Annotated in this window: 24 protein-coding genes and 1 pseudogene; 7 read left to right on the forward strand and 18 right to left on the reverse strand. The window is 57.0% G+C overall.

What is annotated here, in order from left to right; translation table 11 throughout:
• A partial coding sequence (locus QZ517_RS12050) for an EamA family transporter (protein WP_294227117.1) occupies positions 1-381 on the forward strand: 381 nt, incomplete at its 5' end.
• Here QZ517_RS12050 and QZ517_RS12055 read toward each other — a convergent pair.
• The 6 genes from QZ517_RS12055 to ruvC all read right to left on the reverse strand — a co-directional run bounded on the left by QZ517_RS12055 (position 332) and on the right by ruvC (position 5,838).
• Entirely contained in the window at positions 332-1,609 is a 1,278-nt protein-coding gene (locus QZ517_RS12055) for a tetratricopeptide repeat protein (RefSeq protein WP_294227119.1), read from the reverse strand. The two genes, QZ517_RS12050 and QZ517_RS12055, sit on opposite strands and share 50 nt — an antisense overlap.
• A gap of 87 nt (positions 1,610-1,696) precedes the next feature.
• A complete protein-coding gene (locus tag QZ517_RS12060; protein WP_294227121.1) occupies positions 1,697-2,611 on the reverse strand; it encodes a transferrin-binding protein-like solute binding protein in 915 nt (304 codons plus the stop codon).
• Positions 2,612-3,151: 540 nt separating this feature from the next.
• Positions 3,152-3,430, reverse strand: coding sequence for a hypothetical protein (locus QZ517_RS12065; protein ID WP_294227123.1), 279 nt, complete (start codon positions 3,428-3,430; stop codon positions 3,152-3,154).
• Between the two features lie 141 nt (positions 3,431-3,571).
• A complete protein-coding gene (gene ruvB, locus QZ517_RS12070; protein WP_294227124.1) occupies positions 3,572-4,615 on the reverse strand; it encodes a Holliday junction branch migration DNA helicase RuvB in 1,044 nt (347 codons plus the stop codon).
• 3 nt (positions 4,616-4,618) lie between these two features.
• Positions 4,619-5,335, reverse strand: a complete 717-nt coding sequence (ruvA, locus tag QZ517_RS12075; protein ID WP_294227126.1) for a Holliday junction branch migration protein RuvA — start codon at positions 5,333-5,335, stop codon at positions 4,619-4,621.
• Entirely contained in the window at positions 5,332-5,838 is a 507-nt protein-coding gene (gene ruvC / locus QZ517_RS12080; RefSeq protein WP_283426508.1) for a crossover junction endodeoxyribonuclease RuvC, read from the reverse strand. The genes ruvA and ruvC overlap by 4 nt, the downstream gene beginning before the upstream one ends.
• A 327-nt stretch (positions 5,839-6,165) precedes the next feature.
• Between ruvC and QZ517_RS12085 the strand changes: the two genes are divergently transcribed.
• Positions 6,166-6,354 carry a DUF1127 domain-containing protein gene (locus QZ517_RS12085; RefSeq protein ID WP_294227129.1) on the forward strand — a complete coding sequence of 63 codons (189 nt, stop codon included), beginning with the start codon at positions 6,166-6,168 and terminating at the stop codon, positions 6,352-6,354.
• A gap of 169 nt (positions 6,355-6,523) precedes the next feature.
• Here QZ517_RS12085 and QZ517_RS12090 read toward each other — a convergent pair whose 3' ends face one another.
• From QZ517_RS12090 to QZ517_RS12105, 4 genes are all read right to left on the reverse strand, one after another.
• On the reverse strand, positions 6,524-6,871 hold the full coding sequence (locus QZ517_RS12090) for a hypothetical protein (RefSeq protein WP_294227131.1): 348 nt from the start codon (positions 6,869-6,871) through the stop codon (positions 6,524-6,526).
• A 263-nt stretch (positions 6,872-7,134) separates the two neighbouring features.
• A complete protein-coding gene (locus QZ517_RS12095) occupies positions 7,135-8,007 on the reverse strand; it encodes a 50S ribosomal protein L11 methyltransferase (RefSeq protein WP_294227132.1) in 873 nt (290 codons plus the stop codon).
• A 71-nt stretch (positions 8,008-8,078) separates the two neighbouring features.
• A complete protein-coding gene (locus QZ517_RS12100) occupies positions 8,079-9,311 on the reverse strand; it encodes an MFS transporter (protein ID WP_294227134.1) in 1,233 nt (410 codons plus the stop codon).
• Positions 9,312-9,412: 101 nt separating this feature from the next.
• Positions 9,413-11,608, reverse strand: a complete 2,196-nt coding sequence (locus QZ517_RS12105) for a primosomal protein N' (RefSeq protein WP_294227136.1) — start codon at positions 11,606-11,608, stop codon at positions 9,413-9,415.
• A 179-nt stretch (positions 11,609-11,787) separates the two neighbouring features.
• Between QZ517_RS12105 and fsa the strand changes: the two genes are divergently transcribed.
• Both fsa and QZ517_RS12115 read left to right on the forward strand, forming a co-directional pair.
• The gene (fsa, locus tag QZ517_RS12110) at positions 11,788-12,441 is read left to right on the forward strand and encodes a fructose-6-phosphate aldolase (protein ID WP_294227139.1); all 654 of its coding nucleotides are present in this window, start codon (positions 11,788-11,790) and stop codon (positions 12,439-12,441) included.
• A gap of 126 nt (positions 12,442-12,567) precedes the next feature.
• Positions 12,568-13,578, forward strand: a complete 1,011-nt coding sequence (locus QZ517_RS12115; RefSeq protein WP_294227141.1) for a hypothetical protein — start codon at positions 12,568-12,570, stop codon at positions 13,576-13,578.
• Between the two features lie 22 nt (positions 13,579-13,600).
• Here the strand turns inward: QZ517_RS12115 and QZ517_RS12120 are convergent, their stop codons facing one another.
• The 7 genes from QZ517_RS12120 to QZ517_RS12150 all read right to left on the reverse strand — a co-directional run bounded on the left by QZ517_RS12120 (position 13,601) and on the right by QZ517_RS12150 (position 20,668).
• Positions 13,601-14,950, reverse strand: a complete 1,350-nt coding sequence (locus QZ517_RS12120; protein WP_294227143.1) for an SPOR domain-containing protein — start codon at positions 14,948-14,950, stop codon at positions 13,601-13,603.
• Positions 14,951-15,027: 77 nt separating this feature from the next.
• Positions 15,028-15,660 carry a uracil phosphoribosyltransferase gene (gene upp, locus QZ517_RS12125; RefSeq protein ID WP_294227161.1) on the reverse strand — a complete coding sequence of 211 codons (633 nt, stop codon included), beginning with the start codon at positions 15,658-15,660 and terminating at the stop codon, positions 15,028-15,030.
• The gene (locus QZ517_RS12130) at positions 15,657-16,643 is read right to left on the reverse strand and encodes an adenosine deaminase (protein ID WP_294227145.1); all 987 of its coding nucleotides are present in this window, start codon (positions 16,641-16,643) and stop codon (positions 15,657-15,659) included. The genes upp and QZ517_RS12130 overlap by 4 nt, the downstream gene beginning before the upstream one ends.
• Positions 16,640-17,848 (reverse strand): phosphopentomutase, encoded by a 1,209-nt coding sequence (locus tag QZ517_RS12135; RefSeq protein WP_294227146.1) that lies wholly within the window; start codon positions 17,846-17,848, stop codon positions 16,640-16,642. The genes QZ517_RS12130 and QZ517_RS12135 overlap by 4 nt, the downstream gene beginning before the upstream one ends.
• Entirely contained in the window at positions 17,848-19,152 is a 1,305-nt protein-coding gene (locus tag QZ517_RS12140) for a thymidine phosphorylase (protein ID WP_294227148.1), read from the reverse strand. The genes QZ517_RS12135 and QZ517_RS12140 overlap by 1 nt, the downstream gene beginning before the upstream one ends.
• A 20-nt stretch (positions 19,153-19,172) precedes the next feature.
• Positions 19,173-19,580 (reverse strand): cytidine deaminase, encoded by a 408-nt coding sequence (locus tag QZ517_RS12145; RefSeq protein WP_294227151.1) that lies wholly within the window; start codon positions 19,578-19,580, stop codon positions 19,173-19,175.
• Positions 19,577-20,668 carry a cupin domain-containing protein gene (locus QZ517_RS12150; RefSeq protein ID WP_294227153.1) on the reverse strand — a complete coding sequence of 364 codons (1,092 nt, stop codon included), beginning with the start codon at positions 20,666-20,668 and terminating at the stop codon, positions 19,577-19,579. Before QZ517_RS12150 ends, QZ517_RS12145 begins: the two co-directional genes overlap by 4 nt.
• A 192-nt stretch (positions 20,669-20,860) precedes the next feature.
• Here QZ517_RS12150 and QZ517_RS12155 point away from each other — a divergent pair, with 192 nt between their 5' ends.
• Together QZ517_RS12155 and prpE are read left to right on the forward strand one after the other, a co-directional pair.
• Positions 20,861-23,140 carry an NADP-dependent malic enzyme gene (locus tag QZ517_RS12155; protein WP_294227156.1) on the forward strand — a complete coding sequence of 760 codons (2,280 nt, stop codon included), beginning with the start codon at positions 20,861-20,863 and terminating at the stop codon, positions 23,138-23,140.
• Positions 23,141-23,401: 261 nt separating this feature from the next.
• The gene (prpE, locus tag QZ517_RS12160) at positions 23,402-25,294 is read left to right on the forward strand and encodes a propionate-CoA ligase PrpE (RefSeq protein ID WP_294227158.1); all 1,893 of its coding nucleotides are present in this window, start codon (positions 23,402-23,404) and stop codon (positions 25,292-25,294) included.
• 90 nt (positions 25,295-25,384) lie between these two features.
• Here the strand turns inward: prpE and QZ517_RS12165 are convergent, their stop codons facing one another.
• On the reverse strand, positions 25,385-26,146 hold the full coding sequence (locus QZ517_RS12165) for an NAD kinase (protein WP_294227159.1): 762 nt from the start codon (positions 26,144-26,146) through the stop codon (positions 25,385-25,387).
• Between the two features lie 194 nt (positions 26,147-26,340).
• On the opposite strand from QZ517_RS12165, the pseudogene glyA reads away from it, so the two are divergent.
• Positions 26,341-26,651 (forward strand): annotated as a pseudogene (gene glyA, locus QZ517_RS12170) (serine hydroxymethyltransferase); the annotation flags it as partial.

Below are 26,651 nucleotides of genomic sequence, written 5' to 3' on the forward strand. Positions count from 1 at the left end.
ATTGCGCGCCCCACCAGCCTGCTGTTCACGCAGCTGTTTCTGGCAGCTGTGCTGATGACACCTTTCTGTCTGGACCAAATCCCACCAATGAGCCCCACGCTTGCAGGGCTCACTGCCATCAGCGCCATCTTTTCAATGGGTGGAAATTTCTTGCTGCTGTTTGCTTACGCCCGCGCCGAAGCGGCCGTGCTTGCGCCGTTTGTCTACCTGCAACTTGCCAGTGCGGTTGCCCTTGGCTGGCTGGTCTTTGATGACCTGCCGGACACCTATACCTGGCTTGGGCTCATGCTGATCATTGGCGCCGGCCTCGCTTCAGCCCTGCTGTCAAAAATCAGAACCGGCGCTCCACGCCAATCTGAAATCCCAACACCCGCGAGTTAAACGCCTCGACGTCGCTCTTCATGCGTTCCGCGTCGATTTGAAAGTACGGCGTGTACCCGCCTGGCAAAAACGTATTGGTCTTCTCCACCCGCAGGCTGCCACCAATACCGGTCTCATCCGCATTGTTCACCCAAGTAGCATGCTGTTCCAGCACATCGCGATGGCGGACATACAGCCGTGGTGACAACGTCCATCCGCTGCCCACGTCAACAGAGGAATAAATGCTCCACTTAAGGCTTTGATACCCTTGACGCCCGACCCACATTTGATCCGCCGTCCGGCGCTCATAGTAGAGTTCGGTGCCCACCACGGACCGCCCCCCAACAGACCGACGGAACCCGGCCAATGCCGACAGAAACTGACCGTCAAAAGCTGAATTTGCGCGATTGTCCACGGTCGCGTAGGACAAACCGCCATAAGCCGATCCGCCCATCAGGCTACGCCGCTCAAACGCCGCTTCCACGCCAAAGCGGTCCTCATAAGGCTCACCAGCGGCCCACTGGGTTGTGGCAAACGGCCCAATGGACACCGTAGTCTTCTCAGACAGCAACCGCAGGCCAAACTTTGCCCGCAATTGCACCGAGTCGTGCCGCCGCCCTTCAGCTTCCAACACATCAAACCCAAGGCTGGCAAACCCAAGTGTATTGGTGGTGCCGTTGGCATTGCTGCCAAGCTCCCGGCGGAAGTTCATCGCACCGGTTGCCTGTAACGCCGGCACCCGTTTTTCATCGCCCCGTGTGATCGAAAACGGCAGGACGCCAAAAGCGGTGTCCGCATGCACAATATCGCTGTCGTAGGTCCGGGTGCCCCCAGCCGTTGTAAACCCAAGCGACAAGTCCCAATCAAACCCACGGCGCGCATCAATTTGCCGGATGAAAGACAAAACCGTCTTGCGCACCGGCTCAGGCAAATCCCCGGACAACACACGGAAAAATTCTTCACGCGACCGCGCCCATTGCTTGGCCATGAAATACGCCCGCGCCAGTTCAAGACGCACACGAATGAGTTTGGGATTTTGCGCCAGAATGTTTTGAAGCACCGGAATGGCGATGTCCGGCTGGCCTGCATCCAGCGCCGCCATGGCATGGTCAAACGCCTGTTCCACTTCCAAGACAGACTGAGGTGGGGTGTTGGCCCCGGCCTGATCCGGCGTCACCGCAGTCATCGCCACCAGAAGCGTTAGCCCCACAAGGCAGACATGGAATTTTTGAAACAGTACTTTGGCCATTCTGGATACCTCAATCTGTGCCCTTTGCGGGGCCTCTCCCCGCGCACGCGGAGAGCATTGTCTTATCGCCTTTTTGGCGATCAGGTCTTAGTCCGCACCGAAGGCGCCGGTGTAATTCCCAATGGCGCCGTTCATCTCGAACGTGCCGCCCACTTCCTCAGCGTTGTCACCGTAGAAGGCACCATTCATCGTGCCGCTGTCGCCCGCGCTGAAGGCGACAACACCGTTAATATTCGCGTTAAACTCGTTACCATCCACTGTGCCAGTACCGGCAAAATCCAAATGCGCGCCACGCCACGAGTTGCCGCCAGACAGATTGCGCACATAGGTATTGGTGCTGGCCACGCTCACGTTGGAAAAGTCAGAAGTGCTCACACCCACCTGAGATTCCGCCACAAGTGCGCGCCCGTCAGTGGTCACAACCATGCCAACGGACCGGCCGGAATACGTCGCAGAGCCACTGCTTGGGACATCCGCCGCCGCAGTACGACTGCCAAAGCTGCCAACACTAACGTTGCCGTTTGTTGTGCCAACGCCGGTTGCCCACATGCCAAAGGTCTGGTGGTCAAAATCAAGCGCGTCAGCGTTGCCCATCCAACCACGCTTCTGGCCATTGGACGAGCGACTGGTGATCACAAGAGAGTCCATACCATCGTCAATTCTGTCGCTGCCGTTGGAGTCAAATCTGGTGGTCGAGCTGCCATTGTTTTTTGCAAGGGTTTCCAGCTCGCCAACATTGGTCCCAATTTCAAGAGACCCATTGCGCGCGGTGCCGAGGCGCCCGCCTGTTACGTACCCGTCACCGTCGGTCGACATCGAGGCAGAGCGCACCTTGCCATTCAATGTCGTGTCACCATGCGCCAGATACAGACGGTCGCCCGCCATCTCGTTCAGACGGTCGCCGACTTCATTTTCGACATAAGATTCAATTGTACTTTTGCAGCCCGCGATAGACACCAGAGCGCCCACTGCCATCATGGCTTTGATAGATGTGTTCAGCATATTCTTGTACCCGTATGAAGTTCAGTTCGTTGGTCGGAGAAGAGAGCTGATCTCGACTTGTTCCCACCGGCTCACTCTTGAGCATCAACCAAAACTGTTTTCCTTAATGCGGCGTTTCGGTTTCCCTTACAGGACGTTAAGCACGAAAAACCCCATAAAAATTGAGCATTATCCAACAAAAATTCAGGCAAAAAACGTGGCATTGATCGCCGCCAAAACGCGATGATGGGGAAGTAAGAGACTGGTAATGTCTCCACCAAATATCCGAAAAATAAATGCTTCTTGCCACTGGCTGACAGGCGAGCTGAATTGCTAAAAAACGCGTACAATGCAGTGACGTTTAGCCTTTTCTAACAAACGTCAGCTTGTCTCAATTTTTAAGAAAATCCGGTTGTTTCAAATTGTGAGAAAACGATCCATTTCGAACACAGTTTTTTCCACCCACAAACAGCATTTTGGGGCGACTCTCAGACGGAATCACCTTTGATTTGAGTATCGACACCTCAAAATCCACATCCCAAAGGTAGTCTCATGGCGCAATTACTCGACCGCCGGAGGAAGATGGCGCCCCCATTTGTTCGCAAATGCATCGGCCAGATCAATCCCCTGCCACTCCGCAAAGACAAGCAAGAAGCCAAACAGGTCGGCTGCCTCATCCTCAAGGTTCTGTCGCGCGACATTCTCAGACACGGCGCCGCGCTGCGCGCCCTTGGTGGCAAGATAGGCCGCTTGCAGCTCCCCCAACTCCTCGGTCAGTTTGGCGAGATACCATGTGGCATCCCGGTCAATGCCAAACCGCTCCGCATAAAGATCACACACCGTTGACGCTTGCTGGACCAACGTCCCCAGCTCTGGGGACGTCTCGCAAGACACATGCCTTTGGGCACACGTGTTAATCTTTTCATTTTCCAAATCCACACCTCCGCAAAACAGTCGTGATACCGATGCGATACCGACGCGCTAAGTGCCGTTGCGTGGCGGCGTAAACAGATCGTTCGACTCTGCGCGACGCGGCGCTGACAACCCCAAATGCTGCCAGGCTTTTTGCGCCAGCATCCGCCCGCGCGGCGTCCGTTGGATCAACCCTTGCTGCAGCAAAAACGGTTCAATCACCTCTTCAATTGCATCGCGACTTTCGCTTAAGGCAGCGCTGATTGTGTCAATCCCAACTGGCCCGCCGGCGTAGTTCTCCGCAATAAACAGCAGATAGCGCCGGTCCGCGCCGTCCAACCCGATATTGTCCACCCCAAGCCGCGTAAGTGCGCCATCTGCAAGGGATTTTGTGATAATCCCATCACCTTCGACAAGGGCAAAATCCACCACGCGCCGCAGCAAACGCCCGGCAATACGGGGCGTGCCCCGCGAGCGCCGCGCAATCTCGCGGGCTCCGCCGTCATGCGCCGGGACGCCAAGTTTGTTGGCGTTGCGCGTGACAATCTCGTTGAGCTCATCCTCGGTGTAAAACTGCAACCGTGTTGGAATGCCAAACCGGTCTCGAAGCGGTGTTGTGAGAAGCCCCAACCGCGTTGTCGCTCCCACCAGCGTAAACGGCTGCAACTCAATCCGAACCGTCCGCGCCGCCGGCCCTTCTCCGATCACAAGATCCAGTTCAAAATCCTCCATCGCGGGATAGAGAATTTCCTCCACGACCGGATTAAGGCGATGAATTTCATCAATAAAAAGCACATCTCGCGCTTCAAGGTTGGTGAGGATCGCCGCCAAGTCACCAGCCTTGGCCAAGACTGGCCCAGAGGTCATTCGGAAGTTCACACCCAACTCCCGCGCCATAATTTGCGCCAAAGTTGTCTTACCCAAACCGGGCGGACCGTGGAACAGCGTGTGATCCATCGCCTCACCCCGACGGCGCGCACTCTCAATAAAAATTCGCAGGTTGGCCCGCGCTTCAGCTTGGCCAATGAACGCATCAAGCTCTTGCGGGCGCAGGGCGCGATCCGCATCCTCTGGCCGTGCCTCAGGACGCAATGTTGGGTCTGGCTGTTCCATCATTTACCCCTTTGGCGCCAACATCTTAAGCGCCGCCCGGATCAACTCTGACGTATCCGCCTCAGGGTCTTCTCCAGCCGCCTGAGCAACGGCACCCGCCGCATCTGCTGGCCCATAGCCAAGGTTGCCCAAGGCTGACAGCGCATCCGCCTGCACACTCATAGATGCGGCAGCAGCAGCACCGCTCGCCGCGGAGGCCCCCCCAGCATTAACCGGTGTGCGGGCCACATCCTCTATCACATCATCCGCCCCCGCAGCGCCTTCTTTGCCAGAAACCGAGGCCAGGGTTTCCCCAAGACTGCCCCCCAGTGCCATAAGCGCTGGCGCCTTGTCTTTGAGTTCAATCACAACACGTTGCGCAGTTTTGGGCCCGACACCTTTGGCTGCTTTGATCGCGGCCACATCGCCCAACGACACCGCCCGGCTCACGCCATCTGCTCCCAAGGCGCCAAGGATCGCCAAACTTGCTTTTGCGCCAATGCCTTGCACGCTCATCAGCAAGCGGTGCCATTCCTTTTCAAACAGGCTTGGAAACCCAAACAGCTGCAACAAGTCTTCACGCACCAATAGATCTGTGTACAGCGCAACAGGCTCTCCAACGCTTGGCAGCGCCGCGAGCGTACGATCCGAGCAGTAGACCATATAACCCACGCCCCGCACATCAATTAGCACGTGGTCTGTGCTGCGATACTCCAACCGCCCGGAAATCTTACCAATCATGCCTGTGCCTTTTTTAATGCTTCTGCATAGCCTGCGCCCGCGCGCGCATAATGCGCATGACACATGGCAATCGCCAATGCATCCGCCGCATCTGGACCGGCGATTTTCACGCCCGGTAATTGGAGCTTCACCATGTGCTCAACCTGGTGTTTCTCCGCATGCCCCACACCCACTACAGTCTTCTTCACTTTATTAGGAGCATATTCGCCAATGTGCAGCCCAGCCTGCGCTGGCACCAACAACGCAACCCCACGAGCTTGTCCCAGCTTAAGGGTCCCCGCGCCATCTTTGTTTACAAAGGTCTGCTCAATCGCCGCGTGATCGGGCAGGAACCGGGCCACCACATCGGTGAGCTGCTCATGCAGCGACAACAAACGCGCCGCCAGGTCTTGCCCTACCGAGTGGCAAACTCCATTGGCCACGTGGCTCATCCTACTGCCATCCGCATCAATAACGCCCCAGCCCATATTTCTCAGCCCAGGATCGATTCCCAATACACGCATGTCTTGCCCCAATGTGCTCAATATTTTTGTTATTTCCCGTGAAATAGCACGAAACGAGAACAAACACCAAGCCTGAAGAAAAATCTGCGCAATAATTTGGAAGTGCGGCGTTTTGTCAACACGCGGGAAGCCGCACAAGAATGTCCCAATTGCGACGCTTCTCCATACCATATGCGACCTTATTTCTAAGGTGTTTGAGCGATTCCCCACCTATGCGAAAATCGCATGCCACCTATGCTGGTTTGGCACTTGCTCGGGCGTTTTTTGCCACCTATGTGCGGTCAATCGAAAACGCAGACCATAGTAATGCAAGAAGGGATCTCTGATATGGCCGCATTTGAATACACGTCGACCACTGGTTTTACTGGCCGTATCGGTCACGCCATCTCCGCGCTGGTTGCACGTTTCGTTGACTGGAACGACAAGCGCCGCACCCGGACCGCTTTGGCCTCGCTCAGCGACCGCGAGTTGGACGACATTGGTGTGTCGCGTTCCGACCTCTACGCAATTCGCTGAACACAAAAACCACCACTCACGGTGTTTTTGGGTCTTAGGACCGCAAACCGTCGTCTCTATTTTGAGACGGCGGTTTTTTGCGTGTGGCGACCGTCAAAAAAAACGACCCCGGGGAGAGAAACCCGGGGTCGTTTTGGATCTTGGAGGGATCCATAGAAACTTTTTGAGATCAGAGTTTGGTGTTGATCTGAGTTGAAATCCAGCGTGACACAGGATCAGGCGACATGGTCCAGGCCGCAGCCTTCTCCACAGTGGTCCCGCCACTCAACCGCACCACATCCTGAGAGTAGAAGTCAGGGCCATACTGAGACATCAAAATGCCTTTGATCATGAAGAAAGACACCACCACAGTGAATAGGCCTGCCCAAGGAATTCCCCGGCGGCGGCCAGCGCCTTTCACAATCATGTATCCGTTGCGATTGATCACAACAGACTCAGGTCCTACACGACCTGTCTTTGATTGCTTGCGATAGATACGAGCAAGGCGATCATGGAATTCTGCGTAAGATTCACTCATGGCAACAACTCAGGTTTGGCCCCCACCAAACATGGCTAAATCTGGGCCTGAAATGTGGCAAGAATAAGGCGCAAAGCCCAAAATGAGGCAAATTATCGACAAATCTGACCTCAATTATGCGGGTTCGCGGGAGAAGTGGAAACAACTCAGCCCTGAATAAATCACTGTCGCCACCCCGGCAACAAAGCCAGTATTGCGCACAAAAAAACAGGCAGCCGAACTCAGCTGCCTGTTTCTGATTCTGCTTACAGGAATGTCGCGTTTTAGGTGCGCCGCGTCAGGGTTAGAGTGGTCCACTCGCCAATCTCTTCACGGGTATGCACATCAAAGGCTGCCGCGTCATAGGCCGCAACTACGTCATCCGCTTGCTCATTCAGGATACCGGAGAGGATGGCGTATCCACCCGCCACGATGTTCGCTCCCATATCCGGCGCCAAGTCTATCAGCGGCGCCTTCAGGATGTTGGCAAACACCAAATCATACGGCGCTTTGGCCGCCAAATCAGGATGACCAAAACCTGCTGCTTCCAAACAGATTACTTTGCCGTCCAAACCGTTGGCGTTGACATTTGCCTGCGCAACATCCACAGCCACTTCATCGATGTCACTTACCAGCACAGGGTTAGGCCAAATCCGGGCCGCGCCCATGCCCAACACCGCTGTACCGCATCCAATATCGGCGACATTCTGGCCAACAAAACCTTCGTTGGCCACGCGATCCAGCGCCTTCAGGCAGCCCAAGGTGGTGCCATGGTGGCCGGTGCCAAAAGCCATCGCGGCCTCAATCAAAAGCGGTTCTGCCCCTTCGGGGATTTTATCTGCATCATGGCTACCATAGACAAAGAACCGTCCCGCCGCGACTGGCGCCAACTCGCGCTTCACATGGGCCACCCAATCGGTTTCCGGCAACTCAGACACAACAAAAGGCTTTGCGCCAAAGGCGACAGCCAGCACAGCCAATCCTGCCGCATCCGGCGCTTCAATGAAGTAACCGCCAATTTCCCAAAGACCAGACCCGTCCTCGACCTCAAACACGCCAACACCGGTGGGCTCTGGTACAAGCCGCTCCATCGCATTGCCAAGCGCTTCGGCCTGTTCTTTGCCCATCAGTGTGGTCAGTGCGGTGAATGTCGGCATGTCAGTCTCCTATAGGGTTGCGCAGGGCCTAGGGTCTCCCCTTGGCCCCGTCAAGCCTGCGGAGTGTGAAACTATTCGGCAGCGGCCGCCATAGGCCGAGTGAGACGGGTTTCATTGCCTTTTTCGGGGTGGCGGGGGATCAAAAAGGCCAGACCAAGAGACACACTTGCCATCAAAGCTGCCAACACAAACACCGCCCCGGGAGACACCAGCCACAGCAGCCCCAACAGGACCGGCAGGAACACTGCAGCAATATGGTTGATTGTAAAGGCCACAGCAGCCGTCGGTGCCATGTCTTCCGGGTCTGCAATCTTCTGAAAGTAAGTCTTCAATGCCAGCGCAAGCGAGAACAGCAAATGATCTACCACATAAAGCGTGGCCGCCAAGACAATGCCCCAGCCAAAGAAGTAGATGCCACCATAGGCCAGAAAGACAATCACCAACCCTGTATATTCGAAGATCAGGGTACGTCGCTCCCCAAAACGTGACACGGCTTCGCCAATCATCGGGGCAATGATCATATTGGCCACCAAGTTGATCAGATAGAGCGCCGTGATTTCGTGCACATCAAATCCAAAACGCTCCACCATCATAAAGCCTGCAAAAACCACAAAAATCTGCCGGCGTGCGCCTGCCATGAACTGCATGGCGTAGTAGAGCCAATAGCGCTTTTTCAGCACCATCTTGCGGGCTTGTGGCGTGCGCCCCTCAAACTGCGGGAAAGCGACAAAACAGTAGAGCGCAATCAGCGCTGTGATGCCACCACCCGCCATATAGACAACGTCATAGTCCCAACCAAACCGCTTCCAACCCAGCACAATAATTCCGTAAGCCAGCAATGTTGCCGCAGATCCCGCAGCGACAAGCCATCCCAAAACCTTGGGCGCACGCTTCTTGTCAAGCCATTGCAGCTGAAGCGACTGGTTCACTGTTTCATAATAATGAAAGCCAATCGAACTCAGCAGCGTGATCATCAAAATGCCGCCCATTGTCGGGAAATAGGCTGTCATAGCTGTCGCCACACCAAGAAGCGCCAAGGACACAAGCCCCAGTACTTGCTCCCGAATGAACAACAGCAAGAAAATCACCCCAATTGCCAGAAACCCAGGAATTTCACGAACTGTGTGCAGCAAGCCAATATCAGAGCCATCAAAGTCGGCCACTTCAATCACGAAGTTATTGAGCAGTGCACTCCAGGTATTGAAGGCAATTGGCATGGCCAATGCCATAAGGAACAAGAGCGTGATCGGGCGGCGCCACCAAGGCAGAAGGTGCGCGTCATCAATGGGTATTTTTCTGAACATGTGCAGCAAATACGCCTATTGTTTAAAAAAGGCGAGATCAAAAGGCTGCACAGACAGGCGTGCATTCTCGCACGTTCCGATTTGAACCTAAACGTTGGCGACTAGTAAAAACTCTGCGGGTCAATATCCACAGCAAGTCGCAAATCACCTTTGAGGCGGAACTGTCCAACCCACTGCGCCAATGCCGCTTGCAACGGCGCCGATTTGTCCGCTTTAACCAGCAACCGAACGCGATGACGGCCACGCACGCGCGCAATTGGAGCCGGCGCCGGTCCATAGACCTGCGCCCCAATGGCCAGTAACGCACCCGCATTACGCGCCAAGGCGTTCCCCAAATCAAACACCTGCGTCACATCACTTCCGGACAGAATGATCCCTGCCATGCGCCCAAACGGCGGCACCACCGCTTGGCGACGTTCGTCTGCCTGCGTCCGCCAGAATCCTGTTTCGTCTCCGCTTAGGATCGCTCGGATCACCGGATGCTCGGGCTGAAAGGTCTGAAGCAATGCCAATCCGGCCCGCTCTGAACGCCCCGCCCGACCTGCCACTTGTCGCATCAACTGGAACGTTCGCTCTGCGGCCCGCAGATCGGATCCCTGCAACCCAAGATCCGCATCGATCACCCCCACCAGCGTCAGCAACGGGAAATTGTGCCCCTTAGCCACCAGCTGAGTGCCAATGATGATATCCGCGCCGCCGTCGGCTATTGTTTGGATACTTTCTTTGAGTGCGCGCGCAGAGCCAAACAAATCTGAACTCAAAACCGCCTGCCGCGCATCCGGCCAAAGTTCCTGAGCCTCCTCCGCCAAGCGCTCCACACCTGGTCCAACAGGTGCTAGCTTGCCTTCCACGTCACAGGAGGGGCAAGCCTCCGGCATCGGTTTGGTTTCACCACATTGGTGACACAGCAAGCGCTTCAAAAACCGGTGTTCCACCATCCGCGCATCACAGTTGTCACAACCAATCTGGTGTCCACAAGCCCGACAGATCGTAACCGGGGCATAGCCACGACGGTTGATGAACAACAACGCCTGTTCACCTTTGGCAATTCGGGCATCCACCGCCGCTTTCAGGCTGGGAGAAATCCATCGACTTGCTGGCAATTTTTCCGCCCGCATGTCGATAGCCCGCATCTCAGGCAGCACCGACGCGCCATAACGACTGGTCAACTCCAGCTTTGTGTATTTTCCCGCTTCGGCATTGGCCCAGCTTTCCAAACTTGGTGTAGCTGAGGCCAACACAACCTGCGCCTCACACATTGCCGCCCGCAGAACCGCCATATCCCGCGCATTATACAGCACCCCGTCTTCCTGCTTGTAAGACGTGTCATGTTCTTCATCGACAATGATCAGCCCCAGATCGCGATACGGCAAAAACAGTGCAGACCGCGCACCAATCACCATCTGTGCGCCGCCTTCGCCAACCATTTTCCAGGTGCGTCGCCGCTCCGTCATGGTCACGCCAGAGTGCCACTCCGCGGGCTTGGCCCCAAACCGCGCCTCGACGCGGGTCAAAAACTCCGCCGTCAGCGCAATCTCCGGCAACAAAACAAGCGCCTGCCGGCCTTTGCGCAAACACTCCGCCACCGCCTCTAAATAAACCTCAGTCTTGCCAGACCCAGTCACCCCCCGCAGCAGTGTGGTTCCATACGTTCCACTTTGGACCCCAGTACGAAGAATTTCGGCACCGGCTTCCTGATCTGCTGACAACTCCTTGCCGCCATACTCAGGATCAAGCCGTGGAAACGGCGTGTCTCGCGGCGCGGCTTCTTCGCGCACAACACCCTGCCTCACCAATCCTTTGATGACCGAATTTGTCACCCCGGCCATCTCAGACAGCTCGCCCATGGTAAACGCCAAGCTGCCGTAATCCGCCAGGGTCTCCAATACACGTCGCCGCGCATCTGTCTGTCGATCTGGCTCGCCTTCGCCTCGTCGGTAAATCTTGCGCATCGATGGTGGATCCGACAGCCCCGGCGCCCGTGTTGCCAATCGCAGCATCGCGTTCATCGGCGTGAGCGTGTAGTCTGCCGCACGCTGCAAGAAGCCACGCATATCTGCGCCCATCGGCGCCACGTCCAACGAACGGTTCGCAGGGCGGATCTTGGTGATGTCGTAGTCGCCTTTGCCTGGGCCCCACACGACCCCCAACACGCGTCGAGGTCCCAACGGCACTTCAACAAAGGCGCCAAGTAGCACTCCACCTTGCGGTGCCTTGTAATCCAGTATCCGGTCGAGCGGCTGCGTGGTCAGCACCGCAATCAACGCACCTTCAGGAAAGAACTCGGTCTCGCTCAACTGTCCCTCACATTGCCTCGGCCCACACAAATTGTTATCGCTAACGGTAAATCCGTCTAAGGGGCGCATTCCCACTTCCAGCAAGGCTCTCTATCGGGTAAAGGCAACACAGCCGCAGCGCAATCCCGCAGTTGCAATCGCCGCCCTTTCAGACCTGCAGGCGCAGGAGAGGAGATGACATGAAATTCTTCGTAGACACCGCCGACATCGATGCCATTGCCGAATTGAACGCGACCGGAATGGTGGATGGCGTAACCACCAACCCATCGCTGATCAAAAAATCCGGCCGTGACATTCTCGAAGTCACCAAAGAAATCTGTGATCTGGTTGACGGTCCGGTTTCCGCCGAAGTGACCGCCACCGACGCGACCCAAATGATCGCCGAAGGTCGCAAGCTGGTCGAAATCGCCGACAACATTGCCGTGAAAGTGCCCCTGACTTGGGACGGCCTGAAGGCGTGTAAAACACTGACCGATGACGGTCACAAGGTGAACGTTACTCTGTGTTTCTCTGCCAACCAGGCGCTTCTGGCGGCCAAAGCGGGCGCAACCTTCATCTCGCCTTTCATTGGTCGCTTGGACGACATCAACATGGATGGCATGGATTTGATCGAGGACATCCGTCAAGTCTATGACAACTACGGTTTTGACACCGAGATCCTTGCAGCCTCCATTCGGACCGTAAACCACGCCACCCAATGTGCGCTGGTTGGTGCTGACGTGATGACCGCGCCTCCCGGTGTGATCAAATCCATGATCAGCCACCCGCTGACCGACAAGGGTCTGGCCACCTTCCTCGCGGACATCAAAGACGCGGGTATCAAAATCCTGTAACACAGGATAACACAGCGAATTTGAGGCCCGGACACCGCTCCGGGCTTTTTCGTTTCTGTCATGTGATTGCCCCTCCAAAGGCCACCGTGCTAGGGTTTTGGGCAATAAGAGGCCGAGCACCCAATAATGAGCACTGCACTACACAAATTCCAACGGTTGGAAGGCACCGCGCTGTGGCGCGCAACACCGGATGTGCAACGGCGTGAAGTGATTGTTTCGCTGGGTGAAGCCACACTTGTCATCAAGGATGCTCAGGATCGCGCCTTGACCCATTGGTCCTTGCCCGCCGTGCGCCGCCTCAACCCCGGCCAACAACCGGCCGTGTTCTTTCCCGACGGAGATTCCAGCGAAACCCTTGAGATCGATGCCACTCACGACGACCTTGCTGAAGCCATTGAAAAATTGCGCAAGGCCGTTGCGAGGCCTCAAAAGGCGTCTGGCCGATTGAGACTGTCGGTGCTGGCGTTGTCAGCCGCAATGGTCGCGGGGTTAGCGGTCTTCTGGCTGCCAGGCGCGTTGGCAAACCACGCCCTACGCGTAGTGCCCAATGTGGCGCGGCAAACCATCGGTCAGGACATGCAACAGCTTGCATCACGCCTGACAGGCCAACCCTGTAGCGCCCCACTGGCAGTGCCTGCGGTAGACGCCTTGCAAAAACGCCTTCAAGTGCGCTCCATTTCCATTTTGCCAAACGCCTTGCGCGAAGCCGTGGCCCTGCCTGGAAATGTTGTTTTATTGGGGCGTGATACCATTGAAGACTATGAAGAGCCTGACGTGGCCGCCGGCTACATTGTCGCCGCACAAACTGCATCTCCTGACCCGCTTCGCGGTGTATTGGAAACCGGCGGCATCAGGGCCAGCCTCCGCCTCTTGACCTCAGGGGCCCTCCCAGAAGACCTGTTGCTCCAACATGTCGAACGATTGATCAGCGCGCCTCCAACTGCGGCTGCAAACGACAGTCTGATTAAAGCATTTGAAGAGAAACGGGTGCGTTTGCAGCCATACGCTTTGGCGCGGGATCCTTCTGGTGAAAGCACCTTGCCGCTGATCGAGGCCGCGCCATTCACCCAAGACCTGCCCGAACCTATCCTGATTGATCGTTATTGGGTTGCTTTACAAGGCATCTGCGGCAGCTAACACCGCCGCAGTTTCCACTGATTTACTGGCGCACAAACGCGCCATCGAACCCGGCACTCTGAGTTTTGGCCAGCGCGGCGGTGGCACCATCTGCACCGGCAAACGGTCCGGCAAGCACCATGCGCTGCGTCACGCCACCGCGCTGGAATTTGCCAATCCGCACCGGCAATCCAAGGCGTTTGACCTGTTTGGCCGCAGCTTTTGCACTGGCCGCATCGCTGTATGTTCCAACCTGCACATATGGTGTGCCTGCCAAACGCAGGGATTTTGTAGCAGGTTCAGACTTTGTGGACACCGTGGCGGGCGCCGCTTCTGCACGGGCAACCACGTCGCCATCCTCAGTTATCCCAACAAGCTTGCCTGGCACCGACGTTGTCCAAATTTGCGCCATTTGCGCCTGCCCCGCGAGGGTCATTTCCGCCCGGCGTTCGTTCAAGCGGCCGTCGTCAAACGCGCGGCGATATCCTTCCGGCACCGTGGCAACAACATGTGTGTCTTTGTTGGCCTCGTAGACATGGCGGGGCACAACACGCACATCGGGGGCAACTTCGCCCACTTTCACCACCGTGCCAGCGGGTGGCCGACGCAGCGAGCTGTTCTGGTCAAACCGCATCTTTGGCGGTTGTGCTGTTGAGCGGCCAGTGCCCGGAGTGACAGGCGAAAGCGCCTGCGGACCACAGCGAACGGGCGAGCCTTTCCAGGTGGTCACACCTTCGCGGCATGGCGACACCACGCCAGCGGCCCGCGGCGCCTGTTTCTTGGTGCGGCGCACGGTTGAGGTAGTGGTCTTTGTTGTCGTTGGCGCTGGCTGAATGACCTTGGGGGCTGCGACGGTGGCCGCAGGGACCGTGGTTCTGGTTGTGGTTTTTGTCGTCGTGGTTGTCGGCCGCGCAGCAGTAGGCGTTGTATACAGGGGTGCCCCTTTGGCCTGCTTGGGCGCAGTTGTGGTGCGTGTCGTTGTCTTGGTTGTGGCTGGGCGCGCCGTTGTCGTTGTGGTTGGCGCCTTGGTGGTCGCCTTAGGCGCAACAGCTACTGCAGGAGCGCCTGCTTCTGGTGCCGCTGGCTGAATTTGCACTACGTTTTTGTCGAGCTTGGGAGCCGCATTGGTTGTGGTCTGCGCCTTCGAGAAGGTCGGCTTGAATCCACAGATAACCTTGCGTTCCCGTGTCACGCGCGGCACCCAGGTTGTGGCCCCATCAACACCCGCGCGGATGTAAACACACCCGCGGCTGTCGACAAATTGTTTACCCTTGAAATCGCGCGGCGGGAACTCCGCCGGGATTTCGTTTGAACTAATGGACTGCGCGGAAACCGCGCCTATGCCCAAGGAACTCACGATCGCGCCGATCGCAATAACTCTGGTCAGTTTCATATTGCCCCCACAAGATGTAGGGGCACCTTAGCCGCTTTGTTTACAACGAGTAAACCTTTGAAAACGTGAAATTTGACCTATTGCGTGCCAAACATGCGGTCACCCGCATCACCCAAGCCAGGTAAGATATAGCCCTTTTCATTGAGCCGCTCGTCCAGCGACGCGGTCACAATTGGCACATCCGGATGCGCCTCTTTCATCCGGGCCACACCTTCAGGAGCGGCCAACAAGCAGAGGAACCGAATATTGGTCGCGCCTTGTTTTTTCAGCAAATCGATTGCTGCCGCAGAGCTGTTGCCAGTTGCCAACATTGGGTCCACGGCAATGACCAGCCGCTCGTCCAGCTCACTTGGCGCCTTATAGTAGTATTGCACCGGCTCAAGCGTTTCTTCATCGCGGTACAAGCCAACAAATCCAACACGGGCTGATGGCACCAGTTCCAGCATCCCGTCGAGCAAGCCGTTGCCCGCCCGCAGAATGGACACCAACGCCAGCTTGCGCCCCGCCAAGGTTGGCGCGTCCATTTCCACCATCGGTGTCTGAACCTTCTTGGTGGTCATCGGCAGTTCGCGTGTGACCTCATACGCCAGAAGCTGGCTGATTTCGCGGAGCAGACGACGAAACTCACCCGTCGAGGTGGATTGGTCGCGCATGATGGTCAGTTTGTGCTGTACCAGCGGGTGATCTACAACCGTCAAATGATCCATCAGGCTTGCTCCAATCTCTTTGCTACTTTGGCTTTGGTATCCGCGTCACAGAAGGCTGCGTCAAGCGCGGTCTGGTTGAGTTCCGCAAAATCACTCGCATCCCATCCAAAGGCTTTGGACAGCTCTTCATATTCACGCCGCATGGTGGTGTGGAAGAACGGCGGATCATCTGTGCTGACCGTGACTTTCACCCCGGCATCCCGCAGTTTCTGGATTGGGTGGCTGGCGAAATCCGGAAACAGACCCAGCACCACGTTGGAGCCTGGGCAAACTTCAAGTGTGATCTGACGCGCAACCAGTTCTTTAACCAACGCAGGATCTTCGAGGCTGCGCACACCATGGCCAATCCGTTCCACATTCAGGTCTTTGATCGCATCCCAAACACTTTCTGGCCCGCCAAACTCACCAGCATGTGTGGTCAGATGCAACCCGGCCTCTTTGGCTTGTTCAAACGCATAAGAGAACGTGCCCTGCGTAAACTGACCTTCGTCGCCGCCCATGCCAAAGCCGGTTACAAAATCTCCCGCTGTCTCTGCCGCACAAAGCGACGTGGTTTTAGACTTTTCCGCTCCAAAATGACGCACTGCGGTCACAACGCCGCGCAGGGTAATGCCATGTTTGGCCTCCGCCGCATCTGCCGCTTCCTGAATGGCCGCCAGATACTCACGCCACGCACCCACATCTCCGCCACCGCAGAAGTCCGGGCTGATAAAGCTCTCGGTATACACCACACCATTTTTGGCGCTCTCTTCCAAAATCGCTGTGGTCAGCCGCGCGAACTCTTCTGGCCCGGTCAGAACCGAAGTGGCGTCCTCATAGGTGCTCAAGAAATGCACAAAGTCCCGGAACGCATACCCACCATCATCGGCAAAAATCTTACTCAGATCGACATTCTTTTCATGCGCCAGCTGCTTGATAAACGCCGGTGGCGCCGCGCCTTCATGGTGCAGGTGCAGTTCAACTTTTGGCAGGTCAGCTACGCTCATAAAAAACTCCTTCCACGGGGAGGTGTGATCCCCAAATGTGTGGCCACCGATGCGGCCACATCAACAAAATCCATAATTCCGGCCTCTTTCACACCCACACCAGCGGCCAATACAGGCACGCGTTCGCGGGTGTGGTCAGTTCCGGTCCAGCTTGGGTCATTGCCGTGATCCGCCGTCAGGATCAAGAGATCATCGCCCTTCAGCTTTCGAAGAACTTTCCCAATCTCCAAATCAAACCACTCCAGCGCACGTGCGTAGCCGGAAATGTCGCGGCGATGGCCATAAAGGCTGTCAAACTCCACAAAGTTTGCAAACGTCAGGCTACCAGATTCAGCCGTTTCCACCAATCCCTGCAGATCCCGCATCAACTTCGCGTCCGCACCTTTGGTGCAATCATCAATGCCGGCCATCGTAAATATGTCGCCAATTTTGCCCACACCATGCACTGTGCCGCCGGCATTCTGGACCCAGTTGGTCAACAGCGGCTCCGGCGGAGCAATGGCATAATCACGCCGATTGGTGGTGCGGGTGAAACCAGTCTCCACATCGCCCACGAAAGGTCGCGCGATCACCCGGCCAATCTTCATCTCGTGCAACGTTGGTGCAAGTTCTTGGCAAAGCTTCAACAGCCGATCCAGGCCAAACGTCTCTTCATGCGCGGCGATCTGGTACACACTATCCGCAGACGTGTAGCAAATCGGCTTTCCGCTTTTGACATGCTCCGCGCCCAGGTCATTTATGATCACCGTGCCCGACGCATGACAATCTCCTAGAATGCCGTCCACGCCAGCCAACTCGCACACCAGCGTGGTCAAGTCCGCAGGAAAGCAAGGCACCGCTTTGGGAAAATACCCCCAATCCCACGGCACCGGTAGACCAGCCAATTCCCAGTGCCCGGACGGTGTATCTTTGCCCGGACTGACCTCCGTCGCCGCCCCCCAAGCCCCTTGTGGCACAGCGTCCAATCCCGGCGTTGCATCACCTGACGCCAACCGGCAGGCCGCACCCAGCCCTAAAGAGTCCAAGTTTGGCAATTTCAACGGTCCACTGCGCCCCTCTTCGGCACGCCCTTCGGCACAAGCCTGTGCGATGTGTGCCAGCGTATTGGCACCGGTGTCGGGCCGGTCTTCGTTGAAAAACTGCGCTGCATCCGGTGCCCCACCAATGCCAACCGAGTCCATCACAACCAGAAATGCGCGTGCCATCAGCGGCTCCTTTCGTGGATTAGCGGCGGCATATCGGGCATTTGATCGCCAATGTCCATGGCTTCCAGCACAGCCGCTGCAGCTGCATCCGCTTTGTCCTCGCGGCTGGCATGAACCCGCAACAGCGGATCACCAGTTTTCACCTGAACTCCAAGGCGCGCGACCTCGGAAAAGCCAACCGCCATGTCCAGCGAGTCACTCTCGACCATGCGACCGCCGCCAAGCCCAACAACAGCCAGGCCCAGCGCCTCACCGTCAATCGCCGTCACAAAACCATCACGCGGTGCCTTCACTTCTCGAATGACAGAGGCTTCCGGAAGGAACCGCTGCCATTCCTCGACAAACCGCATCGGCCCGCCATGTGCTGCCACCATCTTGCCAAACCGCTCCGCCGCCTGCCCGTTGGCCAGCACCTCAACCATCTTCGCAACGCCTGCTTCAATGTCCGACGCCAACCCCGCATTTGCCAACAACACGCCACCCAACGACACGCTCAGCTCCGCCAAAGGTCCGCCTTTGCTACCACAAAGAACCTCCATGCATTCCGCCACTTCCAACACATTGCCCAACGATGGCGCAAGTGGTTGATTCATGTCCGAAATCACGGCGCTTGTTGGGCACCCAGCCAAGTTGGCCGTGCTCACCAACGAGTCCGCGAGCGCCTCAGCGTCTTGCAGTGTTTTCATAAACGCCCCGCTGCCAACCTTCACATCAAGCACCAACCCTTGCAGCCCAGCAGCCAGCTTCTTGGAGAGAATTGACGCTGTGATCAACTCCAGACTTTCAACGGTCCCGGTCACATCGCGCACCGCATAAAGCCGCTTGTCCGCAGGGGCCAATTCCGCTGTCGCGCTGACAATCGACGCGCCGGCCTCTCGCACCACCTTGTCAAACTGCGCCTCATCCAAACCAGTCTGATAGCCCGGAATGGCCTCCAGCTTGTCCAATGTCCCACCAGTGTGCCCAAGCCCGCGCCCCGACACCATCGGCACATAAGCACCGCAAGCCGCCAAGGCCGGTGCCAGCACCAAGCTCACGCAATCGCCCACGCCACCAGTGGAGTGCTTGTCGAGCGCAGGCCCCGGCAAGTCCCACGCCATTGTGTCACCGCTGTCTCGCATCGCCAGTGTCAACGCCACACGCCCTTCCTCGGACAAGCCACGCACACACACACCCATGGCAAAGGCCCCGGCCTGCGCATCGCTCACCGTGCCATCCGCCAAGCCTCTGGCAAACCAGGCCAATTCTTCACGGCTGGGGTCTTCGCCTTTGCGCAACTGCGCGATGATGGCCCGTGCGTCCATGGTGTTCTCCCTATTCGAATTTAGTCGCGATCTTGATGATCCGTGTCCATGTGATCTACGCCAAAGGCGCCAGGCAACAATTCCGCCATGGTCATGCTCACACGCACACCATCCAAATTGGCGAGCGTTACAACGGTGTCTTCACCGCCAAACTCCGCCAGCTTTTGTCGGCATCCACCGCAAGGGCTCACCGGCTGTTTGCTGTCAGCCACCACAAACACTTCAGTCAGCTTGGTTTCCCCAGAGGCGACCATTGCGGCAATCGCGCCAGCCTCCGCACAAGTGCCTTCCGGATAGGCAATATTCTCAACATTGCAGCCCGCAAAAATCTTGCCTCCTTCAGACGTGATTGCGGCGCCCACCTTGAAATTCGAATATGGGGCATATGCGTTTTCGCGCACTGCAAAGGCGGCTTTTTCCAAACTCATGTCTCTGTCACTTTCGTTATAAACGCTCCTGGCAGTGCAACCTCGAGCAACTCGACGTCCGCACTGGGATTGGCGTAGCGGGTTTTCATTCCGGGCGGGATGACAAAGGCGTCCCCAGCTTCCAAAGCAAAAGGCTCCCGCCCCTCACTCTGCAAAACCATCGTGCCCTTCATCACAAAGGTAAAGTGGATATCCGCATCGTGATGCGCCCATTGCTGCGCGCCCTCACCACGACGGATCACCTGTACGCCAGCCACGTCATTGGTGTTGGCGGCAATAGTGGTGTCACGGGAAATGAACCCTGGCAGTCGAAATTTGCTCCATTCGGCACCCTCAGCGAGATTATGCACAAACCGCTGACCATCCCATTCACGCTCTGGTCGATCATGCGATGTGGGTAAATCCATCTCATGATCAATTTCAGTCACATGATCGGCTGGAACCCCAATCTCGATCACTTGCAGGTCATCACTGGCCTCACAAACCCGATGCCGGATCTCCGGTGGCTGAATAAAACAATCACCCGCATTGAGGCGCCGCATGCCGCCCTGATCTTCATAGAGCACATCTACCCAGCCGTTCACGCAGAATATCAGCTGAAACCCCACTTTATGATAGTGCACCATATCCGGCACAGGGCCGCCGTCGGGAATGCGAATGTGGCTCGCAATCATCGCGCCGCCCAATCGATCCGGCACAAGGTCGCGATAATGCATGCCCGCGCGGCCAATCACCCACGGCGCTTGATCCGCCAAACGACGCACCACAAACGAGTGTTGCACCTCCGGCAATACAAGCGGGGGATTCAATTCTTCGATTTCGATTGTTGTGCCGTTTGGGGCAGTCAACTGCCGCGCCCCCTGTGCAAACCCATCCGGATCATCTGTCAAAATGCGAATACACCCCGGCGCTTCTTTCGCGCCTTTCTCAATCCGCACTCGCAGTCCGTGCCCGGAAAACACGGCCACCGTCGGGTCATCTGCCGGATAGATCATATCCATGCGCATTTTGAGCACTTTGGTGTAAAAGGGGATGTCCTCGCGCAAGTCCTGCGTTGGCACCCTTACTTCTGCTCTGATCTCTTCCATCGCTGCTCCCCGCTCCTGCCAGAATCCATCGAGAATGTAACCAAATGGTCAAAAATTCAACGCCCTAATTCAAGACATCCCACCCAGCGTCAGAATTGCCCATTCCCTCGACACTCAAAGTAGTTTAATGCTGAACCAAATATTGACCACCCCCACATTCATCTCCGCGCCCCGCGCAACATGAGGCCCGCTATGTCCGACAACCGCAACCAATCTCTGCGTGACGCCGCTCTGTTCTACCACGCCAACCCAAAGCCGGGGAAACTCGAGATCCGCGCCACCAAGCCGCTGGCCAACGGTCGCGACCTGTCCCGTGCCTACTCCCCTGGCGTGGCAGAAGCCTGCCTCGAGATCAAAGAGGACCCAACCAACGCAGCCCTCTACACCGCCCGCCAAAACCTCGTGGCAGTGGTGTCCAACGGGTCTGCTGTGCTCGGCCTCGGAAACATCGGTGCACTGGCGTCCAAACCAGTGATGGAGGGCAAAGCGGTGCTCTTCAAGAAATTTGCCAATATCGACTGCTTTGACATCGAACTGGACGAGGCAGACCCGGAAAAGCTCGCCGACATCGTCTGTGCCATGGGGCCAACTTTTGGGGCTATCAACCTCGAAGACATCAAGGCGCCAGAGTGCTTTATCGTGGAGAAACTCTGCCGCGAGCGCATGAACATCCCGGTGTTCCATGACGACCAGCACGGCACCGCCATTGTTGTGGGGGCCGCAGCAACCAACGCGCTGCAGGTCGCAGATAAAAACTTCGAAGACATCAAAATTGTCTCCACCGGCGGCGGCGCAGCAGGCATTGCCTGCCTCAATATGCTCGTCAAACTGGGGGTGAAACGCGAGAACATCTGGCTCTGCGACATCCACGGTCTTGTTTATGAAGGCCGCCAAGAGGACATGAACCCGCAAAAAGCAGAATTTGCCCAGAAAACAGACCTGCGCACGCTGGAAGATGTGGTGGAGGGCGCGGACATGTTCCTCGGCCTCTCCGGTCCTGGCGTGTTGAAACCGGAACTGGTTGAAAAGATGACGACACAGCCGATCATCTTTGCCCTCGCCAACCCAACCCCGGAAATCATGCCCGAACTGGCCCGCAAGGTTGCACCCGATGCGATCATTGCCACAGGCCGTTCTGACTTCCCCAATCAGGTCAACAATGTCCTCTGCTTCCCGTTCATTTTCCGCGGCGCGCTGGATGTGGGCGCCACTGAGATCAACGATGAGATGTGTGTTGCCTGCGTGAACGGCATCGCCGAACTTGCGCGCGCCACCACCTCTGCCGAAGCCGCTGCCGCATACAAAGGCGAACAGCTCACATTTGGTGCAGAATATCTGATCCCAAAACCGTTTGATCCGCGCCTGGTGGGCGTGGTTTCCGCGGCCGTGGCCAAGGCCGCCATGGACAGCGGCGTAGCAACCCGCCCCATCGACGACATCGACGCCTATATCCACAAGCTCAACCAGTCGGTTTTCAAATCCGCGCTGCTGATGCGCCCGGTATTCGAAACCGCCCGCAAAGCCGCGCGGCGCATTGTGTTCTCTGAAGGTGAAGATGAGCGTGTCCTGCGCGCAGCTCAGGCAATCCTTGAAGAAACCACCGAAACCCCAATCCTGATTGGCCGCCCTGAAGTGATCGAAGCTCGTTGCGAGCGCGCCGGTTTGTCCATCCGCCCCGGTCAGGACTTCCAGATCGTGAACCCGGAAAACGACCCACGCTACTACGATTACTGGAACAGCTATCACGAGCTGATGGAACGTGAAGGCGTCACACCGGATCTGGCCAAAGCCATCATGCGCACAAATTCCACTGCAATTGGTGCAATCATGGTGCACCGCGAAGAAGCTGACAGCCTGATCTGCGGCACTTTTGGGGAATACCGCTGGCACCTAAACTACATCACGCAAGTTTTGGGCAACAAATCCCTGTCTCCACACGGCGCACTCTCCCTGATGATCCTCGAAGACGGCCCGCTTTTCATTGCCGACACGCAAGTGCATGAGTTGCCCAGCCCCGAAGACATCGCCCGCATCACGATTGGGGCCGCCCGCCACGTGCGCCGCTTTGGCTTGGAGCCCAACATCGCGCTTTGTTCACAAAGCCAGTTTGGCAACCACCGCCAGGGTTCAGGCAAGCGCTTGCGCGAAGCCATCGAAATCCTCGACAGCCGCCCACGTGACTTTGCCTATGAGGGCGAAATGAACGTCGATACCGCTCTGGACCCAGATCTACGCGCCCGCGTTTTCCCGCGTACCCGTTTGGAAGGGGCCGCCAATGTGTTGATCTTTGCCAACGCCGATGCGGCGTCTGGCGTGCGCAACATCCTGAAAATGCGTGCGGATGCGTTGGAAGTGGGGCCAATCCTCATGGGCATGGGCAACCGCGCCCATATTGTCAGCCAATCCATCACAGCTCGAGGCCTGCTCAACATGGCGGCCATCGCGGGCACCCCAGTGACCCAATACGGCTAACTGTCTGTTTGCCCATTTTCGAAACCAAAAACGCGGCGTGTGATTCTCGCTGTGTTTTGCACATTGAGACTTAGCAAGTTTGCAAATCCACCCGCATTCTTCAGAAACTCTTAGGCAAACTCGCTTCTTTGCAAAAATTTGCAGACCTGAGGCGCTCAGACTTGCAAATTTTCCGCGTTAATCTGCCACGCCCAACACGCCAAGACTTGCCGCATAGGCAGCGCCTCCTCTATCCAGTTGGGTAAGGATGAGGAGGACCCCATGTCATATCAGGACGTCTACAACCGTTGGAAAAATGATCCCGAAGCTTTCTGGATGCAGGCAGCAGACGCAATCGACTGGGACACCCTGCCCAGCAAGGCTCTCACTGACAAGGGAGACCATATGTATGAGTGGTTTGCCGACGCCAAGGTCAACACCTGCTGGAACGCTGTGGACCGCCACGTCGAAGCTGGTCGCGGCGAACAAACTGCCATCATCCACGACAGCCCAATCACCCACTCCAAGCGCGAAATCTCTTACGTAGAGCTCCGCAACCGCGTTGCCTCCCTCGCCGGTGCCCTGCGCGCCAAGGGTGTGGAAAAAGGTGACCGCGTCATCATCTACATGCCGATGATCCCCGAGGCGTTGGAGGCCATGCTGGCCTGCGCCCGGCTTGGTGCAATTCACTCGGTGGTGTTTGGTGGTTTTGCTGCCAATGAACTGGCTGTGCGCATTGACGACGCCAAACCCAAAGCCATCATTGCCGCCTCCTGCGGCCTCGAGCCCGGCCGCGTGGTGCACTACAAGCCACTGCTGGACGGCGCCATTGACGTCGCCACCCACAAACCCGATTTCTGCGTGATCTTCCAGCGTGAACAAGAAGTGGCGCAGCTGGTTGAAGGCCGCGATTTCAACTGGCACGGCTTCCAATATGGCGTGAAACCCGCGGAATGTGTGCCTGTCGAAGGCAACCATCCGGCCTACATCCTCTACACGTCCGGCACCACCGGCCAACCCAAAGGGGTGGTGCGCCACACCGCTGGCCATTTGGTTGCGTTGAACTGGACCATGAAAAATGTCTTCAACGTTGACCCCGGCGACGTCTTCTGGGCCGCCTCTGATGTGGGCTGGGTTGTGGGCCACAGCTACATCACCTACGCACCGCTGATCCACGGCAACACCACCATTGTGTTTGAGGGCAAACCGGTTGGCACGCCTGACGCAGGCACCTTCTGGCGGGTGATTTCCGAACACAAGGTCAAAACCTTCTTCACTGCCCCCACGGCCTTCCGGGCCGTGAAACGCGAAGACCCAAAAGGCGAATTTGTGAAGAAATATGACCTCTCCTGCTTGGATCAGGTCTTCCTCGCTGGCGAACGCGCCGATCCAGACACCATTATGTGGGCACAGGATCAGCTGCAAAAACCGATCATCGACCACTGGTGGCAAACAGAGCTGGGTTACCCGGCCATCTGCAACCCGGTTGGCATTGAACTTCTGCCAGTGAAACTGGGCAGCCCGTCGCTGCCAATGCCGGGCTACGACATGAAAGTTCTGGACGAGTGCGGCAACGAACTGCCTGCCGGTGAACTTGGCGCAATTGTCAGCAAACTGCCCCTCCCCCCCGGCACCCTGCCAACGCTCTGGAATGCCGAAGACCGCTTCAAAAAATCCTACCTGACCAACTTCCCCGGCTACTATGAAACCGGTGATGCCGGCATGATTGATGAAGACGGCTATGTCTACATCATGGCGCGCACGGATGACGTGATCAACGTTGCGGGCCATCGCCTGTCTACCGGCGGCATGGAAGAGGTGCTCGCAGGGCACCCGGATGTGGCGGAATGTGCGGTGATCGGTGTCGCGGACCAACTCAAAGGCCAAACGCCGGTTGGCTTCCTCTGCCTAAACGCAGGCGCTGACCGTGACTATGGCGAGGTCGTCAAAGAGGTGGTCAAGCTGGTGCGCGAAAAAATTGGCCCTGTTGCCGCCTTCAAACTGGCTGTGGTGGTAGACCGCCTGCCCAAGACCCGCTCGGGGAAAATCCTGCGTGGCACCATGGTCAGCATTGCAGACGGAACCAAATGGAAAATGCCTGCTACCATCGATGACCCTGTCATTCTGGATGAGATCACCGAAGCACTAAAAAGCCTCGGATACGCCCAAGCCTAAGCTCTGAGCGGGGGCCAGCCCCCGCACCGCCGGGATATTTTTGAAAAGTGAATGGAAAACCGCGCGCCGCACATGTGGCGCGCGGTTGTTTTAGACAAACTGCTCGCGAATAAGCCGCTCTTCCAGCCCATGACCGGGATCAAACAGAATACGGTGCGCGACGCTCTCGTCTGATCGGATCTCGACAGAGGCAACATTTTCTATCGACCGGCTGTCCGCATGTGCCATCACCGGACGCTTGTGGCTTTCCAGCACCTCAAACGACACTGTTGCCAGCTTTGGCACGAGTGCCCCTCGCCAACGCCGTGGCCGGAATGGTGCAATCGCGGTGAGCGCAAGAACATCTGAGCCAATTGGTAAGATCGGGCCGTGTGCGGAATAGTTATAGGCGGTGGAGCCCGCAGGCGTGCTGATCAACGCGCCATCACAAACCAACTCTTCCATGCGCAACCGACCATCAATCTTTATGCGCAGCTTGGCCGCCTGTGGTCCGGCTCGCAGCAAGGAAACTTCGTTGATTGCCAGTGCCTCATGCACGGAATTGTCCACACAGGTCGCCCGCATCGCCAGCGGATTGAGTTTTTCTTCCTCCGCCTCTGACAGCCGCTCAGGTAAGTCGCTTTCCGAGTAAGTGTTCATCAAGAACCCCACGGTGCCACGGTTCATACCATAGACCGGAGCTGGTAAAGACTGGGTATCATGTAACGTGTGCAACATGAAACCGTCCCCGCCCAGCGCGACAATCACGTCGGCCTCCTCGGGCATGACATTGCCATATCGGCCAATCAATGCGGCCCGTGCGGTCTGCGCCACCGGCGCGTTGCTGGCCAAAAAGGCGATTTTTTCGGACATATTGGTCCCAGCTCCATTCAAACACCGGCAAGTTTCCCCGCCCCGCCAAAGGTTTCCTATGGCGTCATATGTTTATCCCCTGCACCATCTTCGGCGGTCAGGCAAGGTTTTGCGTCGCTTTGAGACCTTTCAACACGCTACCCTTTCCTTTAGGTAGCGCATCAACGCGAACCCCTGATCTGGAGCACATGCCCATGTCCACCACCCGTGATGCTGGCTTTTTCACTGAATCCCTCGCTTCCCGCGACCCGGAGCTGTTTGGCTCGATCACTGATGAGCTGGGCCGCCAGCGCGACGAGATTGAACTAATCGCCTCTGAGAACATCGTGTCCGCGGCTGTGATGGAAGCACAAGGCACCGTGCTGACCAACAAATACGCCGAAGGCTACCCGGGCCGACGCTACTACGGTGGCTGCCAGTATGTGGATGTGGCTGAAAAGCTCGCCATCGACCGCGCCAAAGAGCTGTTTGGCTGTGAGTTTGCCAACGTGCAACCAAACTCCGG

Origin of the sequence: uncultured Shimia sp., assembly GCF_913054185.1 — a bacterium.
Classification (GTDB): domain Bacteria; phylum Pseudomonadota; class Alphaproteobacteria; order Rhodobacterales; family Rhodobacteraceae; genus Shimia.

What these genes read in the sequence shown, in the direction of transcription:
- QZ517_RS12060 (WP_294227121.1), bottom strand. Translation starts at nt 2,611, where the DNA reads ATGCTGAACACATCTATCAAAGCCATGATGGCAGTGGGCGCTCTGGTG.
- ruvB (WP_294227124.1), bottom strand. Translation starts at nt 4,615, where the DNA reads ATGGAACAGCCAGACCCAACATTGCGTCCTGAGGCACGGCCAGAGGAT.
- QZ517_RS12120 (WP_294227143.1), bottom strand. Translation starts at nt 14,950, where the DNA reads ATGAAACTGACCAGAGTTATTGCGATCGGCGCGATCGTGAGTTCCTTG.
- fsa (WP_294227139.1), top strand. Translation starts at nt 11,788, where the DNA reads ATGAAATTCTTCGTAGACACCGCCGACATCGATGCCATTGCCGAATTG.
- QZ517_RS12165 (WP_294227159.1), bottom strand. Translation starts at nt 26,146, where the DNA reads ATGTCCGAAAAAATCGCCTTTTTGGCCAGCAACGCGCCGGTGGCGCAG.
- QZ517_RS12100 (WP_294227134.1), bottom strand. Translation starts at nt 9,311, where the DNA reads ATGTTCAGAAAAATACCCATTGATGACGCGCACCTTCTGCCTTGGTGG.
- QZ517_RS12145 (WP_294227151.1), bottom strand. Translation starts at nt 19,580, where the DNA reads ATGAGTTTGGAAAAAGCCGCCTTTGCAGTGCGCGAAAACGCATATGCC.
- QZ517_RS12095 (WP_294227132.1), bottom strand. Translation starts at nt 8,007, where the DNA reads ATGCCGACATTCACCGCACTGACCACACTGATGGGCAAAGAACAGGCC.
- QZ517_RS12155 (WP_294227156.1), top strand. Translation starts at nt 20,861, where the DNA reads ATGTCCGACAACCGCAACCAATCTCTGCGTGACGCCGCTCTGTTCTAC.
- ruvC (WP_283426508.1), bottom strand. Translation starts at nt 5,838, where the DNA reads ATGCGTGTATTGGGAATCGATCCTGGGCTGAGAAATATGGGCTGGGGC.
- QZ517_RS12090 (WP_294227131.1), bottom strand. Translation starts at nt 6,871, where the DNA reads ATGAGTGAATCTTACGCAGAATTCCATGATCGCCTTGCTCGTATCTAT.
- QZ517_RS12150 (WP_294227153.1), bottom strand. Translation starts at nt 20,668, where the DNA reads ATGGAAGAGATCAGAGCAGAAGTAAGGGTGCCAACGCAGGACTTGCGC.
- QZ517_RS12115 (WP_294227141.1), top strand. Translation starts at nt 12,568, where the DNA reads ATGAGCACTGCACTACACAAATTCCAACGGTTGGAAGGCACCGCGCTG.
- ruvA (WP_294227126.1), bottom strand. Translation starts at nt 5,335, where the DNA reads ATGATTGGTAAGATTTCCGGGCGGTTGGAGTATCGCAGCACAGACCAC.
- QZ517_RS12135 (WP_294227146.1), bottom strand. Translation starts at nt 17,848, where the DNA reads ATGGCACGCGCATTTCTGGTTGTGATGGACTCGGTTGGCATTGGTGGG.
- QZ517_RS12055 (WP_294227119.1), bottom strand. Translation starts at nt 1,609, where the DNA reads ATGGCCAAAGTACTGTTTCAAAAATTCCATGTCTGCCTTGTGGGGCTA.
- QZ517_RS12085 (WP_294227129.1), top strand. Translation starts at nt 6,166, where the DNA reads ATGGCCGCATTTGAATACACGTCGACCACTGGTTTTACTGGCCGTATC.
- prpE (WP_294227158.1), top strand. Translation starts at nt 23,402, where the DNA reads ATGTCATATCAGGACGTCTACAACCGTTGGAAAAATGATCCCGAAGCT.
- QZ517_RS12140 (WP_294227148.1), bottom strand. Translation starts at nt 19,152, where the DNA reads ATGGACGCACGGGCCATCATCGCGCAGTTGCGCAAAGGCGAAGACCCC.
- QZ517_RS12130 (WP_294227145.1), bottom strand. Translation starts at nt 16,643, where the DNA reads ATGAGCGTAGCTGACCTGCCAAAAGTTGAACTGCACCTGCACCATGAA.